Genomic DNA, 15400 nt, shown 5'->3' on the forward strand with positions numbered 1-15400 from the left:
GGGGGGTGGGGAATTTGGGGGTTACGGCCCGCGACGTGCGACGATGTGCGGCATGCCGCAGCAGCCCCCCGTTCGGAGCACCCCCTCGCGCCCCCGGCGCCCGGACGCCTCCATGTCGCTGCTCACCACCGTCATGGACCACAGCCTGGACGAGGGATACGCGGAGGCGGCTGCCCGCAAGAAGGAGAAGGGGGACGGCGGCGTTCCGCGTCCGCTGCGCGCCAAGCTCGGGCTCGCACTCGGGCTCGTACTCGCCGCTCTGGTGGTGACCGTGGGAGCCGCGCAGGCGCGGATAGCGGCTCCGGTCGTCGCCAAGGAGCGCGCGGAGCTCATCGACCGGATCGAGTCGGCGACTTCGGACGCGGACAAGCTCGAAGAAGACGTCGAGACGCTCCGCGACGACGTGAGCGAGCGGCAGCGTGAGGCGCTGAAGAAGCACGGCGGAAGCCAGGGCGGGTTGGTGGCTCTGCTCTCCGGTGCCACAGAGGTGGACGGGCCGGGCGTGAAGCTCGTCGTGGACGACGCCAAGGCAGCCGACCAGGGCGGTGGCGGACCGCGGGAGAGCAGCGGGTTCTCCGACACCGGACGGGTGCGGGACCGCGACATGCAGCGGGTGGTCAACGGCCTGTGGCAGTCGGGCGCGGAGGCGATCGCCATCAACGACCAGCGGCTGACCGCTCTGTCGGCGATCAGGGCCGCGGGTGACGCGATACTGGTCGACAACAAGCCGCTGGTGCCGCCCTATACGGTGCTTGCCGTGGGGGACGGGCAGCGGTTGAGCACGAGATTCCAGAACAGTCGCGACGGTCAGTATCTGCATGCTCTGCAGGAGAACTTCGGGGTCAGGACCAGCATTTCCGTACAGGAGAGCCTCCGACTCCCGGCAGCACCGAGTGTGACCGTACGTACAGCAGAGCCGAAGGCAGGAAAGGGCACATAGTGATCGCCGTACTGGGCCTCGTCGTGGGAGTCGTGGCCGGATTGTTGGTCCGGCCCGAGGTTCCGGCGGTGGTCGAGCCGTACCTTCCGATCGCCGTCGTCGCCGCGCTCGACGCGGTGTTCGGAGGCCTGCGCGCGATGCTCGACGGGATCTTCGACGACAAGGTCTTCGTGGTCTCGTTCCTCTCGAACGTGGTCGTGGCCGCCCTCATCGTGTTCCTGGGCGACAAGTTGGGCGTAGGCGCTCAGCTCTCCACCGGTGTCGTGGTGGTGCTTGGCATCCGGATCTTCTCCAACGCCGCCGCCATCCGCCGACACATCTTCCGGGCGTGACGCCGATGGCCACGGACGAGACGCCCGGGAACGACAACCGGCACAAGGAACTGCCCCCCGAGGTGCCGAGCGCGCCCGTGGAGCCGGCGGACGACGCCGCGCCCGCGCAGAGCGAGCAGCAGCCATTGAAGGGCCGTCAGCGGCTGGTGGAGGCGCTGTGGCCGCCGCGTGTCACGCGTCCCCAACTGATCGTCGCCCTGCTGCTGTTCGTCCTGGGGCTCGGCCTGGCCATCCAGGTGCGCTCCAACAACGACAGCAGCGCACTGCGCGGAGCACGTCAGGAAGATCTCGTACGCATCCTCGATGAACTGGATGACCGTACGCAGCGTCTGGAAGATGAGAAGCAGCGTCTGGAGGATCAGCGCACCGGGCTCGAGAACAGCTCGGACCAGGCCGAGGAGGCCCGCAAGCAGACGGTCGAGAAGGAAAGACAACTCGGCATTCTGGCGGGCACCGTGGCCGCGCAGGGTCCTGGCATCACGCTGACCATCGATGACAAGAAGGGGTCGGTTGAGGCGGACATGCTGCTCGACGCCATTCAGGAACTGCGCGCTGCGGGGGCCGAGGCCATCCAGATCAATGACGTGCGCGTGGTGGCAAGCACCTACCTGTCGGACACGGACGGTGGTGGCGTACGGGTGGACGGCCGCAAGGTCGGCAAGCCCTATCGCTTCAAGGTGATCGGCAAGCCGCAGGACCTCGAGCCGGCGCTGAACATCCCTGGTGGGGTGGTGCAGACTCTGGAGAAGGAGCAGGCCACGGTCACCGTGGCGCGAGCGGAGAAGATCGTGGTGGACGCCTTGCGACCCGCGAAGCGGCCTGACTACGCTCGGTCGTCCTCCCAGTGAGGCGGGGGCGCATGGGGGCCGTCCGGGGAGGGCATGAGGTTGCGGGGGGTCGGCGCACTGTAAGCGTGGTGCGTGGTGGAAACTGTTTGGCGGGTACGGACGTTGTGAGGATGTCTGGTACGCCGATGTACGCCGGTGTGTGCAATCAGGGTTCGTCCTGCCCCACGGGCGGGTCTGTTTCGGTCAAGGGGAATCGCCCGTGAAGTTGTTTGAGAAGTTGTTCGGCAAGCGTTCGCGCGAGGACAGCGGCAATCCCGCCACTGCCCGGCACCGTGCGCCGCGCCATGGAGACGCCGCCGAGGACCAGGGCGGCGAGCGCCCGATGTTCCGTGATCAGGTCGGTGGTCCTGGCGGTGACATTTCGGGCGGACAGGGCGCGTCGTCTGTTGACCCTGCCGGTGCGGGCCGCATAGGTTTCGGAGAACCGTCAACCTCAAGTACGGGTGGAGGGTTTACCCCTGGTCCGTACGCGTCCAATGCCCCCGCGGGGCAGCCGCGGCAGGAGGATCCGTCCATGGCCCTGGTGTGTACGAGGTGCGGGAACCGCAACGCCGACGCGAGCCGGTTCTGCTCCAACTGCGGCGCGCCGCTGCGGGCCGGGGCCGCGCCGGAGCGTCCGTCCGAGACGACCTCGACGATCTCCATCTCGGGCCTCGAGGCCTATGACGCCGAGGTGACGGGGCAGACCGCCTCGCCCGCCCTCTCGCCGGAGGCCCAGGCCGCCGTCGACGCGTTGCCGCTCGGCTCGGCGCTCCTCGTGGTGCGCCGCGGTCCGAACTCGGGCAGCCGCTTCCTCCTGGACGGCGAGCTGACCACGGCAGGGCGTCACCCGCAGAGCGACATCTTCCTGGACGACGTGACCGTGTCGCGCCGCCACGTGGAGTTCCGTCGCGTCCAGGACGGTTCCTTCACCGTCGCGGACGTGGGCAGCCTCAACGGCACGTACGTCAACCGGGAGCGCATCGACTCCGTCGCGCTGTCGAACGGCGACGAGGTGCAGATCGGTAAGTACCGGCTGGTCTTCTACGCGAGCCAGCGGGGCGTCGGCATCTGACCCGTCAGGAAGGTCCATGCTTCAAACACCGAGGGGCGGTGCCGGGAACGGCACCGCCGCCGAGGACCGTCGGCTGATGAGCATCGGCGCCGTCCTGAACGCGCTGCGTGACGAATTTCCCGAGGTCACGATCTCCAAGATCCGATTCCTGGAGTCGGAAGGGCTCATCGAGCCCGAACGCACGCCGTCCGGGTACCGGAAGTTCGGCCCGCAGGACGTCGAGCGGCTCGGTCACGTCCTGCGGATGCAGCGGGACCACTATCTGCCGCTCAAGGTCATCCGGGAGCACCTGGACGCCCTGGAGCGCGGAGAAGCGGCCCCGCTGCCCTCCCTGGGGCAGCCGAGAGGGCCCGGCGATGCCTTGGGCCCCGGCGAGGCCGAAGGGCCCACGGCGGCCCGGGTGGGCCGGGCCGAGCTGCTCGCGGCCGCCGAGATCGACGCGGAGCAGCTCGACGAGTGGGAGACGTACGGGCTCATCGCGCCGTTGCCGGAAGGTGGTTACGACGCCGAGGCCGTGACGGTCGCCGCCCTGGTGGTCGAACTCGGCAGGTTCGGCATCGAACCGCGCCATCTGCGGGCCATGAAAACCGCCGCCGAACGCGAGGCCGGCCTCGTCGACCAGGTCGTGGCGCCCCTGCGGAGGCACCGTAATCCGCAGACCAGGGCCCATGCGGAAGCTCGTACGAAGGAACTGGCGGGGCTCACCGGAAAGCTGCACTCTGCACTGGTGCAGACCGCTCTCGGGGTGCGGTTGCCCTGACTCAAGAGGTGCCCGACTACCCAAACCTGCCGGGCACGTCCTAGGGTTGCTGTGTGAACGAGCTCGACGTCGTAGGTGTCCGGGTCGAAATGCCCTCCAACCAACCGATCGTGCTCCTGCGTGAAGTGGGAGGCGATCGGTACCTCCCCATCTGGATCGGACCAGGGGAGGCGACCGCGATCGCCTTCGCACAGCAGGGGATGGCGCCCGCACGGCCGCTGACCCACGACCTGTTCAAGGACGTGCTGGAGGCGGTGGGTCAGGAGCTCACCGAGGTGCGCATCACGGACCTGCGCGAAGGGGTCTTCTACGCGGAGCTGGTCTTCGCCAGTGGAGTCGAGGTGAGCGCCCGGCCGTCCGACGCCATAGCGCTTGCGCTGCGCACCGGAACGCCGATCTACGGCAGTGACGGGGTCCTGGACGACGCCGGCATCGCCATTCCGGACGAGCAGGAGGACGAGGTGGAGAAGTTCCGCGAGTTCCTCGACCAGATCTCGCCCGAGGACTTCGGCACCAACAGCCAGTGAACCGATGCCTCCGGAGGGTCCCGACGGACCATTCGGCTAGCCTTTCCCGGCGGTGAGGCGCGGCAAACCACTCTTAGGGTGATTATCACTCGGCGTGCCGAGTGTGGCGATCGTTGACGAGCCCCTGGTGACTGCCTACCGTCGGGAAGGCAGGTCAAGGACGGAGGTCGGCGTGAGAAGCAGCGGCGACGGTACGGCGATGGGCGGACCGTATCCGCTTCACGGCAGCACGGCCGATCACTCTCCGAGGCGGCCGATGGCGGTTCAGGGGAGCGGGGACGCTACGTCCGGGCAGACCGAACAGGAACAGATCGGGTACCGAGGGCCGACCGCGTGTGCGGCCGCCGGTATCACGTATCGCCAGCTCGACTACTGGGCCCGTACGGGGCTCGTCGAGCCCAGTGTGCGGTCCGCGGGCGGGTCGGGGACCCAGCGGCTCTACAGCTTCCGGGACGTCGTCGTCCTGAAGATCGTGAAGCGGTTCCTGGACACCGGCGTGTCCCTGCAGAACATCCGGACCACGGTCCAGCATCTGCGCGACCGCGGATTCCGGGATCTGGAGCGGATGACGCTCATGAGCGACGGCGCGACGGTGTACGAGTGCACGTCGCCCGACGAGGTCCACGATCTGCTCCAGGGCGGTCAGGGGGTCTTCGGGATCGCCGTGGGCGTCGTGTGGCGGGACGTGGAAGCGGCGCTTGCGCAGCTGCACGGGGAGCGCATCGACACCGGGGAGACGCTGCTGCGTCAGAACCCCGCCGACGAGCTCGCGCGGCGGCGTAACCGGGCCGTGTGAGGCGGTTGCGGCATCGCCGTCGGGGTGGCGGTTTCGGGGCGTTGTCAGTGGCGTAGGGCAGCATCAGAGGTGTGAGAACCGCGCCCACGATTCTGCATCTCGACATGGATGCCTTCTACGCGTCTGCCGAGCAGGCCGCGAAGCCGAGTCTGCGCGGGAAAGCCGTGGTGGTGGGCGGGCTCGGGCCGCGGGGTGTGGTGGCCACGGCTTCGTACGAGGCGCGGAAGCTCGGTGTGCACTCGGCGATGCCCATGGGGCAGGCGCGCCGCCTCGCGCCGAACGCCGCCTATCTGGTGCCGCGCTTCGGGCTCTACCGGGAGATCAGCGAGCAGGTGATGGCGCTGCTGCGTGAGCTGTCGCCGCTGGTGGAGCCGCTCAGCCTGGACGAGGCTTTTGTCGACCTGGAAGCGGGCGGCGTGGCCGGCGACCAGGCGTCGGCGCTGGCCGTGGGGGAGCGGTTGCGTGCCGACATCAAGACGGTGACGGGACTCGCGGGGTCGGTCGGGCTCGCCGCGTCCAAGATGCTGGCGAAGATCGCCTCGGAGGAGGCCAAGCCCGATGGTCTGCGGCTGATAGTTCCGGGGACCGAGCGGGAGCTGCTCGCGCCGATGTCCGTGCGGACGCTGCCCGGGGTCGGTCCTGCCACCGGGGACCATCTGCGGCGGGGCGGGATCACGACGGTGGGGGAGATCGCGGAGGCGGGCGAGGACGAGCTCGTACGGCTTCTTGGGAAGTCGCACGGGAGCGCGCTGTACGCGATGGCGCAGGCGCGGGACGAGCGGCCCGTGGTGGCGGAGCGGGAGTCCAAGTCGGTCAGTGTCGAGGACACGTACGACGTGGACATTCACGACCGGGTGCGGGTCAGGGGCGAGGTGGCGCGGCTCGCCGACCGGTGTGTGGAGCGGTTGCGGGCTGCCGGGCACTCGGGGCGGACCATCGTGCTGAAGGTGCGGCGGTTCGACTTCTCGACGCTGACGCGGTCAGAGACGCTGCGGGGGCCCACGGACGACCCTGGGGTGGTGCGGGAGGCCGCCGCGCGGCTGCTGGAGTCCGTGGACACCACAGGGGGCGTGCGGCTCCTTGGCGTGGGGGTCACGGGGCTTGCGGACTACACGCAGGAGGATCTCTTCGCGCAGGCTCGGGCCGACGGGCTTGAGCGGGGGGAGGGCGAGGCTGCCGGGGCCGTGACTGAGGTGGCGGGCGCGGCGGAGGTCGAGGAGGCGTCCGTCGAGGAGGTGCCGCTCGGGGCGCGGCGGTGGGCCGCGGGGCACGATGTGCGGCATGCCGTGTACGGGTGCGGGTGGGTGCAGGGGAGCGGGCTTGGGCGGGTGACGGTGCGGTTCGAGACTCCGGGGTCGGCGCCGGGGCGGGTGCGGACGTTTCGGGTCGATGATCCGGAGTTGGTGGAGGCGGAGCCGTTGCCGCTGGTGGCTCCGCCGGGGGACGGTGCTGGGCCTTCGCCCCTGGGGTAGCGGTGCTCGGCAGTGGGCGTTGTGCCCACCCGTTCCGCCCTGCGGAACGCCTGCCCACAACGAGGGCGGTCGGGTCGGCCGGGGAAGCGCCGCGTACGGGGGAGGGCGCGGCGTCAGGGGTTCTCGTCTGCGATGTTGCCGAAGTCCTGGTCGGGGGGGTGTGGGGGGGTGACGTCCAGGCCGTAGTGGTGGTAGAGCTGGAGTTCCTGTTCGGGGGAGAGGTGGCGGCCTACGCCGAAGTCGGGGGCGTCCTTGATCAGGGAGCGTTCGAAGGGGATGCGCAGGGTGCCCTCTCCCGTGACCTCGCTGGGTTCCAGGGGGACGAAGGCGTCACGGCTGAACAGGCCCGTGCGTATCGCGGCCCACTCCGGGGCGCCGGTGGCATCGTCGAGGTAGACCTCGTCGATCGTGCCGATCTTGGCCCCGTCCCGGTCGAACGCCTTGCGGCCGATCAGGTTGCGCGGATCGATGTCGGTCTGCACGGGCCCTCCAACTGGTCGCAGTTTGTCGAAATGGCGCGTAACTCATCATTATTCGCTTGTCATCACTACGAAAGAGCACATCGGGGCATGCGGCCACTCGAGGGATCGGGCGCGGTCCTCGCTGGTACGCTGGCGGTGGCTGCTGACCCCGTGCGGGAGAGCTCTCCGGGAGGTGATTCCGGAGGCGCCGAAGGAGCAAATCCTCCCCGGAATCTCTCAGGCACCCTGTACCGCACGGACGAGGTCACTCTGGAAAGCAGGGCGGGCGTCGGGCGGGCACGTTCGAGACCCTTCCTCACCGACGGTGAAAGCAGATCTGTCCATGGGCGGGTCTGTGAAGCTCTCAGGTTGAGATGACAGAGGGGGAGGCCGTCCGGGCACCCGCGCCGTGGTGCCCCTCGCAGGTCGCGTCAGACCAGCGTCAGACCAGGAGGCCTCCGCAATGACCGCCACCCCTCGCATCCCGCTCTCACAGCTTGAGCAGGGCATTCCCTTCGAGCAGCGGCACATCGGCCCCGATGCCGAAGCACGGGCCAAGATGCTCGCGCAGGTCGGCTACGGCTCGCTCGACGAGCTGACCGCCGCCGCGGTGCCGGATGTGATCAAGAACGCCGAGGCGCTGAATCTGCCCGGGGCGCGCACCGAGGCCGAGGTCCTGGCCGAGCTGCGCTCGCTGGCCGATCGGAATCAGGTGCTCGATTCCATGATCGGGCTCGGCTACTACGGGACCTTCACGCCGCCCGTCATCCTGCGGAACGTCATGGAGAACCCTGCTTGGTACACGGCTTACACGCCGTACCAGCCCGAGATCTCCCAGGGCCGGCTCGAGGCGCTGCTCAACTTCCAGACCGTCGTCGCCGAGCTGACCGGACTGCCCACCTCCGGTGCCTCCCTGCTCGACGAGGGGACCGCCGCGGCCGAGGCCATGGCCCTTTCGCGGCGCATGAGCAAGGTCAAGGACGGCGTTTTCGTTGTTGACGCCGACGCGCTGCCGCAGACCATCGCCGTCATTCAGACCCGTGCCGAGCCGACCGGCGTCGAGATCGTCGTCGCCGATCTGAGCGAGGGCATCCCGGCCGAGGTCGCCGAGCGCGGTGTCGTCGGCGTACTGATCCAGTACCCGGGTGCCTCCGGTGCCGTACGCGACATCAAGGCGGTCATCGAGCAGGCGCACGAGCTGGGGGCCGTGGTCTCCGTCGCGGCCGATCTGCTCGCCCTGACGCTGCTCACCTCGCCCGGTGAGCTCGGTGCGGACATCGCGGTCGGCACGACGCAGCGGTTCGGTGTGCCGATGGGCTTCGGCGGGCCGCACGCCGGATACATGGCGGTGCGCGAGAAGTTCGCCCGCAGCCTGCCGGGCCGGCTCGTCGGCGTCTCCGTCGACGCCGACGGCAACAAGGCCTACCGGCTCGCGCTGCAGACCCGTGAGCAGCACATCCGCCGCGAGAAGGCGACCAGCAACATCTGTACGGCACAGGTGCTGCTCGCCGTCATGGCCGGGATGTACGCGGTCTACCACGGGCCCGAGGGCCTCAAGTCCATCGCGCGGCGCACCCACCGCTACGCGACGCTGCTGGCCGCCGGCCTCACCGCGGGCGGGGTCGAGGTCGTGCACGGCGCGTACTTCGACACGCTGACCGTGCGGGTGCCCGGCAAGGCCGAGGAGCTTGTCTCCGCGGCCCGCGAGGGTGGCGTCAACGTCCACCAGGTCGACGCCGACCACGTCTCGCTGGCCTGCGACGAGACCACCACGCGCAAGCAGCTGACCGCGATCTGGACCGCGTTCGGGGTCGAGGCGGACATCGAGGCGCTCGACGCGGCGACCGAGGACACCCTGCCCGCCGGTCTGCTGCGCTCCGACGCGTACCTGACGCACCCGGTCTTCCACCAGTACCGCTCCGAGACCGCGATGCTGCGCTACCTGCGCAAGCTGGCCGACCGTGACTACGCGCTCGACCGCGGCATGATCCCGCTGGGCTCCTGCACCATGAAGCTCAACGCGACCACCGAGATGGAGCCGGTCACCTGGCCCGAGTTCGGGCAGCTGCACCCCTTCGCGCCCGCCCAGCAGGCGCAGGGCTACCTCACCCTCATCCGTGAGCTGGAGGAGCGGCTCGCCGAGGTCACCGGGTACGACAAGGTCTCGCTGCAGCCCAACGCCGGTTCGCAGGGCGAGCTCGCGGGTCTGCTCGCGGTCCGTGGTTACCACCGGGCCAACGGCGACGAGCAGCGCACCGTCTGCCTCATCCCGTCCTCCGCGCACGGCACCAACGCCGCGAGCGCCGTGATGGCCGGCATGAAGGTCGTCGTCGTGAAGACCGCCGACGACGGCGAGATCGACGTCGACGACCTGCGCGCCAAGATCGAGAAGCACCGCGACGAGCTGTCGGTCCTGATGATCACGTACCCGTCGACGCACGGTGTGTTCGAGGAGCACGTCGCCGACATCTGCGCGGAGGTGCACGAGGCCGGCGGGCAGGTGTACGTCGACGGCGCCAACCTCAACGCGCTGGTGGGCCTTGCCAAGCCGGGGCACTTCGGCGGCGACGTATCGCACCTGAACCTGCACAAGACCTTCTGCATCCCGCACGGCGGCGGCGGTCCCGGCGTCGGCCCGGTCGGTGTGCGCGAGCACCTCGCGCCGTACCTGCCCAACCACCCGATGCAGCCCGCCGCGGGTCCCGAGACGGGTGTCGGACCGATCTCCGCCGCGCCGTGGGGCTCCGCGGGCATCCTGCCGATCTCCTGGGCGTACGTACGTCTCATGGGCGGCGAGGGGCTCAAGCGCGCCACGCAGGTCGCGGTGCTCTCCGCGAACTACATCGCCAAGCGGCTCGAGCCGCACTTCCCGGTGCTCTACACCGGTCCCGGCGACCTCGTCGCGCACGAGTGCATCATCGACCTGCGGCCGCTGAGCAAGGAGACGGGCGTCAGCGTCGACGACATCGCCAAGCGGCTCATCGACTACGGCTTCCACGCGCCGACCATGTCGTTCCCGGTCGCCGGGACGCTGATGATCGAGCCGACGGAGAGCGAGGACCTGGTCGAGATCGACCGGTTCTGCGAGGCGATGATCGCCATTCGCGCGGAGATCGAGAAGGTCGGCGGCGGCGAGTGGTCCGCCGACGACAACCCGCTGCGCAACGCGCCGCACACCGCGGCCGCGCTGAGCGGCGAGTGGGAGCACGGCTACAGCCGCGAGGAGGCCGTCTTCCCGGCCGGTGTCGTCGCGGCCGACAAGTACTGGCCGCCGGTGCGCCGCATCGACCAGGCGTACGGCGACCGGAACCTGGTCTGCTCCTGCCCGCCGCTGGATGCGTACGAGGACTGATGCACGAGGACTGATACAGGGTCCAGCACATGCGTCGGGGCCGGTCCGGAGATTGCTTCTCCGGGTCGGCCCCTTCGTTGTCCGTGCCGTGGTGGCGCCGCGTCAGGCGGCCGTCATGATCTCGTCGGTGCCCAGCGGTCGGTGCGGGGCGATGATCTGGCCGTCCGGCAGCAGCTCACCGGTGTCCTCGAAGAGCAGGACGCCGTTGCACAGCAGGCTCCAGCCCTGCTCCGGGTGGCTCGCCATGAGGAGCGCGGCTTCCCGGTCGGCGGAGTCGGCTGTCGGGCACGGTGGTTGGTGCTGGCACATGGAAGGGTTCTTTCGCTGCGATGTGATGGCTGTGACGTCTGTCCTGCGGCTCGATGCGGTGTTCATGACCGCCCCCCGTGGTTAGTCGGTCCGATCCCAGTGTTGCCCTACGGGCGTCATTCCGCAGGGATTTAGCGGCAGCGCTCCTTACTGCTTAATGACGTATCACCCGCCCGGACGGTTCAGCCCAACTGCACTGTCTCTTCGGGTGGTTCGGGGTGGTCATACCGGGCTAGTCCGTATGGGCAGCGGACAGCGCCGTGCCCCGCGGCCGGTCGGGCGGCGGGGCACGGGAGGTGCGGCGGCGTCAGGCGGGTGAGCCGAGCAGCGGCGCGGGGGTCAGGCGGTGGGTGAGGACCTTGAGCAGTTCGGCGGCGCGGTGCGGGCGGTGGGCCGCGATGCCGGGCGGCGCGGGCGCCAGCGGTACGAGGATGTCGGTGGCCGAGAGATGGCCGCCCGCGCCGTCGGCCGTGCAGTCGCCGTGCAGCCAGAGCGTGAGCATGTAGAGCTCGGGCACGGACAACAGGCGTGGCTGGTACGGCAGGGGCATCTTCTCGGCGTGGCGCAGGGCGCGTTCGGTGGCCGCGATGTACGGGCCCTCGAAGAAGTGCGAGAACGTCCACCCGTCAGGCGTGAGCATCGTGTCGGCCGCGGCGACGGCTCGCTCGCCGCAGCGGATCAGGAAACGCCACCCCGCGAGCCGGGTGGGTGTGCTGCCCGACGGGGTGATCCGGTCCAGGACGTGGACGGGCAGCGGGAGTTCGGGGGTCACCGGTCCCTGGGCGGCACGCAGGGAGGGGGTGCGGGCTTCGCGTACGGCGGTGGGTGAACCGAGTGCCGCGAGGACGCTGCGCAGGGCGGGCGCGGGAGCCGGGGGGACATGCAGCGGCATGGTGGGTCGCCTCTCTCATTCGACAGGCACGGTGGATCGAGGGCAGGTGCGGACGACGCTGTCTGCTCTGGGGCCAGAGGGGCGGGGGCAGGGGGACCGCGAGCGCCAACTCTCTGCCTCGTTCGCGGAGTTTATACGACACGTGTTCAGACGGTGTTTCGTCTAACCGCGCCCAATATTGCTCGCAAGTCGATTGTCGGTCGCCCTTTTGCGGGATTCCTCCCGATTCTTGATGCGGGTGTCCCTTCTGACCTCGGATCACTTCCGTGGCGCGGACGGCCGATTCTCGTCGGTGTTTTTCACCAGACGCGGGTGCGGCGATTTTCTGGTGTGTGTCATGCCGCGTGAATGTGCCGTGTGAAGACCCTCGTCGAGCGTACTGGGACGGGGGCATGTGCGGGGCGTTATCGATCACATTGCAGGGCATCATCCTGCGAGACACCGCAGCCGGATCATCGGCTGCCCATCCGAGGAGGGGAGCTTCGATGGGGGAGAAGGTCGTAGCAGGAACGTTTGACCTGTCCGAGCGGAACCGGTATCGGAGCAAGCTCAGGGAGTGTCTCGCGGGGTTACGGAGGCTGTTGGACGAGGAGCGGTTCGACCGGCCCAAGAATCTGATGGGCGTGGAGATCGAGCTGAATCTCGCGGGGCCCGACGGGATGCCGAGAATGATGAATGCGCAAGTTCTCGAGCGCATCGCGAGCCGCGACTTCCAGACGGAACTCGGAATGTTCAATCTCGAAGTCAATATCGCCCCGCACCGATTGGGCGGACGCGTTCTCGACCGCCTCGCCGAGGAGCTGCGCACCGGCCTCGCCTATGCCCACCGCAAAGCGAACGAGGTGAACGCCGGCATCGTCATGATCGGCATTCTGCCGACCCTCGCCCACCACGATCTGGTCTCCGGGAACCTCTCCGACGTCGACCGCTACGCCCTGCTGAACGACCAGATCGTGGCGGCGCGCGGCGAGGAGTTCGCCTTGGACATCACCGGCGTGGAGCGGCTGACCTGCACATCCACGTCGATAGCGCCCGAAGCGGCGTGCACCTCCGTGCAGTTGCACCTTCAGGTCACCCCGGGGCGGTTCGCCGATGTGTGGAACGCGGCGCAGTGTGTGGCCGCCGCGCAGATCGCCGTGGGCGCCAACGCGCCGTTCCTGTTCGGCCGCGAGTTGTGGCGCGAGTCCCGGCCGCCGCTGTTCCTGCAGTCCACGGACACCCGGCCGCCCGAACTGCAGGCGCAGGGCGTACGGCCGCGTACCTGGTTCGGGGAGCGCTGGATCTCGGACGCGTACGAGCTCTTCGAGGAGAACCTGCGGTACTTTCCGGCACTCCTTCCCCTCATGGACGACGAGGACCCGCTGGAGGCGCTCGACGACGGCCGTGTGCCGAGGCTTGCCGAACTCGTCCTGCACAACGGCACCGTCTACCGCTGGAACCGCCCGGTGTACGGCATCGCCGACGGCGTCCCGCATCTGCGCGTGGAGAACCGCGTCCTGCCCGCAGGACCCACCGTCACCGACGTCATCGCCAACGCCGCCTTCTACTACGGCCTCGTACGGGCCCTGGCCGAGGAGACGCGGCCGGTGTGGAGCCGGCTGCCCTTCGATGCCGCGGCCGACAACTTCGACACCGCGTGCCGCCACGGCATCGAGGCCCGTCTGAAGTGGCCGCGGCGCGGCAGATACGGCGGGATTGTCGAGGTGCCCGCGGTCTCGCTGGTCCGCGACGAACTGCTGCCGCTGGCCGCCGCCGGGCTCGACGCGTGGGGTGTGGAACCCGCCGACCGGGACTTCTACCTCGGCGTGATCGAGGAGCGGTGCAGGCGGCGGGTGAACGGGGCGTCCTGGCAGGCGGCGACGTACCACCAGGCACTGGAGACCGGGCTCGAACGCGAGGCCGCGCTCGCCGCCACCACCCGTCGCTACGCCGAGCTGATGCACTCGGGGGATCCGGTGCACACCTGGCCGGTGGGGCTGCCCGAACCCGCCGTCCTCAGCTGAGGAGCCGGGGGTTCAGCCCTGGCTGCCCGCCTCCATGATGGCCTTGAGGATGACCGCGTGGATCTGTGCCGGGTCGTCGACCTGGTGCCCCGATCCGCCGGTCGCCTCCGCGATCTGCTTGACCTCTTCCTTGTCCGCGTTCGGGCCGACGGCGATCGCGATGAGCGGCACCCGGCGCTTGGGGTCGGTGAGCTCCTGCAGCTGGGAGATGAGGCTGCTGCGCGAGATGGAGCCGGGGTCCTGGTTGGCGCCGTCGGTGAGCACCACCAGCGCGTTGAACTTGCCGTTCGCGTACGTCGACGTCGCCTCCTTGTACGCGGCGAGGGTCGTGTCGTACAGACCGGTCGCACCGCCCGGTATGGGCTCCAGATCGCTGAACGCCTCGGAGATCCTGTCCCGTTGGGTGCCGTCGCCCTTGCGGTCGCCGAGCCGCTCGGTCGGCACGAGCTTGCGGTAGTCGCGCTTGCCGTCGAGCCCGGTGGAGAACTCCCAGAGCCCGATCTCGTCCTCGTCGGTGAACCCCGCGAGCGCCTGCAGGAGCGAGGACTTGGTGACTTCCATGCGGGTCTGCTCGCGGCCCGGCACCCACTCGCTCATGGAGTCCGACACGTCGACTACCGTGCTGAGCCGGGCACTTTGGACCGTGATCGTCCACATGCCGAGCGACTCCTGGAGCTGTTTGTCCGAGGGCGGCTCGGCCGCCTCGTCCGTGTACGGCTGCGGCGTGCGGCCGCCGGCGGCCGTGACGAGTTTCTCCGACACCTGCTCGGGGTCGGTCCTGAAACCGTTCTTCTCCAGGATCGCGCGCCCGTCGTCGTCCCTGAACAGCGTCATGAAGCGCAGGGCCGCCCGGCTCTGGTCCGTGGAGAGACGGTCCTCCTCGACCAGCGTGTAGGGGTAGTCGAGGCGCGGTGAGCCGTCCTTCGGATAGAACATGTCGAGGCCGTTCTCCTCGCCCGCCGACGCGTTGTGCCGGAAAGCGGCCTGCTCGGAGAGGATCAGCGCCTGGTTGCGGCGCGGGTTGCCCTGCTCGGTGCCCGAGCCGTCGCGGGCCAGCGTGTCCAGGAGCTGGCCGTCGCTGTCGGCGGTCCGCGCGGACAGCGCCTTGGCCATGCCGGCCGCCTGGGTGTCGCCCTCCGCGCCGCCCGACTTCTTCGCCGACGCGCTGAGCTTGGCGAGGGCGAGCAGCCCGGTGGCGCTGCGCGCAGGGTCGGCGGCGCCGAGCCGCAGCTTGTCGCCCTTCATCGCGGCGCCGGCCAACTCCGGCCAGGCGTACGTCTTCTTGGGCCAGCCGAGGGACTCGGCGGCGGACGGCACCATGGCCATGCCGACCGGCGACGACGCGATGTTCCCCGCGGGGACCACCCTGGTCTGCTTGCCGCCGAGCCCGACGCGCTGCACCCACAGGTCGGAGTCCGGCACCCATACGTCGTACTCCGGATCGCCCTTGCCCGCCCGGAGTTCGTCGGCCACCTTGTACGAATCGCGGGCCGTGACGCGTACGTCGATGCAGTGCCCGTCGGACATGACCTGCTTCTCGCGGGCGTCCTCGGCGGCCGCGCGCAGCGCGGGGGGGTTGTCGGGTGGGGGCGCGACAAAAAGCCGGGCCCCCGCGTGCGCCCACGAAACGCCGCATGAGTGCATCTGGCGTGGG

Annotated in this window: 14 protein-coding genes and 1 riboswitch; of the genes, 10 read left to right on the forward strand and 4 right to left on the reverse strand. The window is 69.4% G+C overall.

Annotated features, from left to right (window positions below; translation table 11 throughout):
- Positions 1-43: 43 nt before the first annotated feature.
- The 8 genes from ACFWY6_RS34795 to ACFWY6_RS34830 all read left to right on the forward strand — a co-directional run bounded on the left by ACFWY6_RS34795 (position 44) and on the right by ACFWY6_RS34830 (position 6729).
- A complete protein-coding gene (locus ACFWY6_RS34795) occupies positions 44-940 on the forward strand; it encodes a DUF881 domain-containing protein (RefSeq protein WP_384699199.1) in 897 nt (298 codons plus the stop codon).
- Complete coding sequence (locus ACFWY6_RS34800) at positions 940-1272, forward strand: small basic family protein (protein WP_030794354.1); 333 nt, start codon at positions 940-942, stop codon at positions 1270-1272. Before ACFWY6_RS34795 ends, ACFWY6_RS34800 begins: the two co-directional genes overlap by 1 nt.
- 5 nt (positions 1273-1277) lie before the next feature.
- Positions 1278-2120 (forward strand): DUF881 domain-containing protein, encoded by an 843-nt coding sequence (locus ACFWY6_RS34805; protein ID WP_384699202.1) that lies wholly within the window; start codon positions 1278-1280, stop codon positions 2118-2120.
- A gap of 82 nt (positions 2121-2202) precedes the next feature.
- The gene (locus ACFWY6_RS34810; RefSeq protein ID WP_384699205.1) at positions 2203-3174 is read left to right on the forward strand and encodes an FHA domain-containing protein; all 972 of its coding nucleotides are present in this window, start codon (positions 2203-2205) and stop codon (positions 3172-3174) included.
- Positions 3175-3190: 16 nt separating this feature from the next.
- Complete coding sequence (locus tag ACFWY6_RS34815; RefSeq protein ID WP_384699179.1) at positions 3191-3934, forward strand: MerR family transcriptional regulator; 744 nt, start codon at positions 3191-3193, stop codon at positions 3932-3934.
- Between the two features lie 53 nt (positions 3935-3987).
- On the forward strand, positions 3988-4461 hold the full coding sequence (locus ACFWY6_RS34820; RefSeq protein WP_006123076.1) for a bifunctional nuclease family protein: 474 nt from the start codon (positions 3988-3990) through the stop codon (positions 4459-4461).
- Positions 4462-4633: 172 nt separating this feature from the next.
- The gene (locus ACFWY6_RS34825) at positions 4634-5257 is read left to right on the forward strand and encodes a MerR family transcriptional regulator (protein WP_384699182.1); all 624 of its coding nucleotides are present in this window, start codon (positions 4634-4636) and stop codon (positions 5255-5257) included.
- 71 nt (positions 5258-5328) lie between these two features.
- A complete protein-coding gene (locus tag ACFWY6_RS34830) occupies positions 5329-6729 on the forward strand; it encodes a DNA polymerase IV (protein WP_384699185.1) in 1401 nt (466 codons plus the stop codon).
- A gap of 113 nt (positions 6730-6842) precedes the next feature.
- Here the strand turns inward: ACFWY6_RS34830 and ACFWY6_RS34835 are convergent, their stop codons facing one another.
- Positions 6843-7211 (reverse strand): PRC-barrel domain-containing protein, encoded by a 369-nt coding sequence (locus ACFWY6_RS34835; protein WP_384699187.1) that lies wholly within the window; start codon positions 7209-7211, stop codon positions 6843-6845.
- A 143-nt stretch (positions 7212-7354) separates the two neighbouring features.
- A riboswitch (glycine riboswitch) is annotated at positions 7355-7454 on the forward strand.
- Positions 7455-7653: 199 nt separating this feature from the next.
- Between ACFWY6_RS34835 and gcvP the strand changes: the two genes are divergently transcribed.
- Positions 7654-10542, forward strand: coding sequence for an aminomethyl-transferring glycine dehydrogenase (gcvP, locus tag ACFWY6_RS34840; RefSeq protein WP_384699190.1), 2889 nt, complete (start codon positions 7654-7656; stop codon positions 10540-10542).
- A 102-nt stretch (positions 10543-10644) separates the two neighbouring features.
- Here the strand turns inward: gcvP and ACFWY6_RS34845 are convergent, their stop codons facing one another.
- Both ACFWY6_RS34845 and ACFWY6_RS34850 read right to left on the reverse strand, forming a co-directional pair.
- Positions 10645-10851: a DUF5999 family protein gene (locus ACFWY6_RS34845; RefSeq protein WP_280922834.1), complete on the reverse strand. Its 207-nt coding sequence runs from the start codon at positions 10849-10851 to the stop codon at positions 10645-10647.
- 307 nt (positions 10852-11158) lie between these two features.
- Entirely contained in the window at positions 11159-11743 is a 585-nt protein-coding gene (locus ACFWY6_RS34850) for a hypothetical protein (RefSeq protein WP_384699193.1), read from the reverse strand.
- Between the two features lie 485 nt (positions 11744-12228).
- Here ACFWY6_RS34850 and ACFWY6_RS34855 point away from each other — a divergent pair, with 485 nt between their 5' ends.
- A complete protein-coding gene (locus ACFWY6_RS34855) occupies positions 12229-13746 on the forward strand; it encodes a glutamate--cysteine ligase (RefSeq protein ID WP_384699196.1) in 1518 nt (505 codons plus the stop codon).
- Positions 13747-13758: 12 nt separating this feature from the next.
- On the opposite strand, the gene ACFWY6_RS34860 is transcribed toward ACFWY6_RS34855, so the two are convergent.
- A complete protein-coding gene (locus ACFWY6_RS34860; RefSeq protein WP_384699207.1) occupies positions 13759-15390 on the reverse strand; it encodes a substrate-binding and VWA domain-containing protein in 1632 nt (543 codons plus the stop codon).
- Between the last annotated feature and the right edge of the window lie 10 nt (positions 15391-15400).

The organism is Streptomyces sp. NPDC059037 (assembly GCF_042740015.1).
GTDB lineage: Bacteria > Actinomycetota > Actinomycetes > Streptomycetales > Streptomycetaceae > Streptomyces.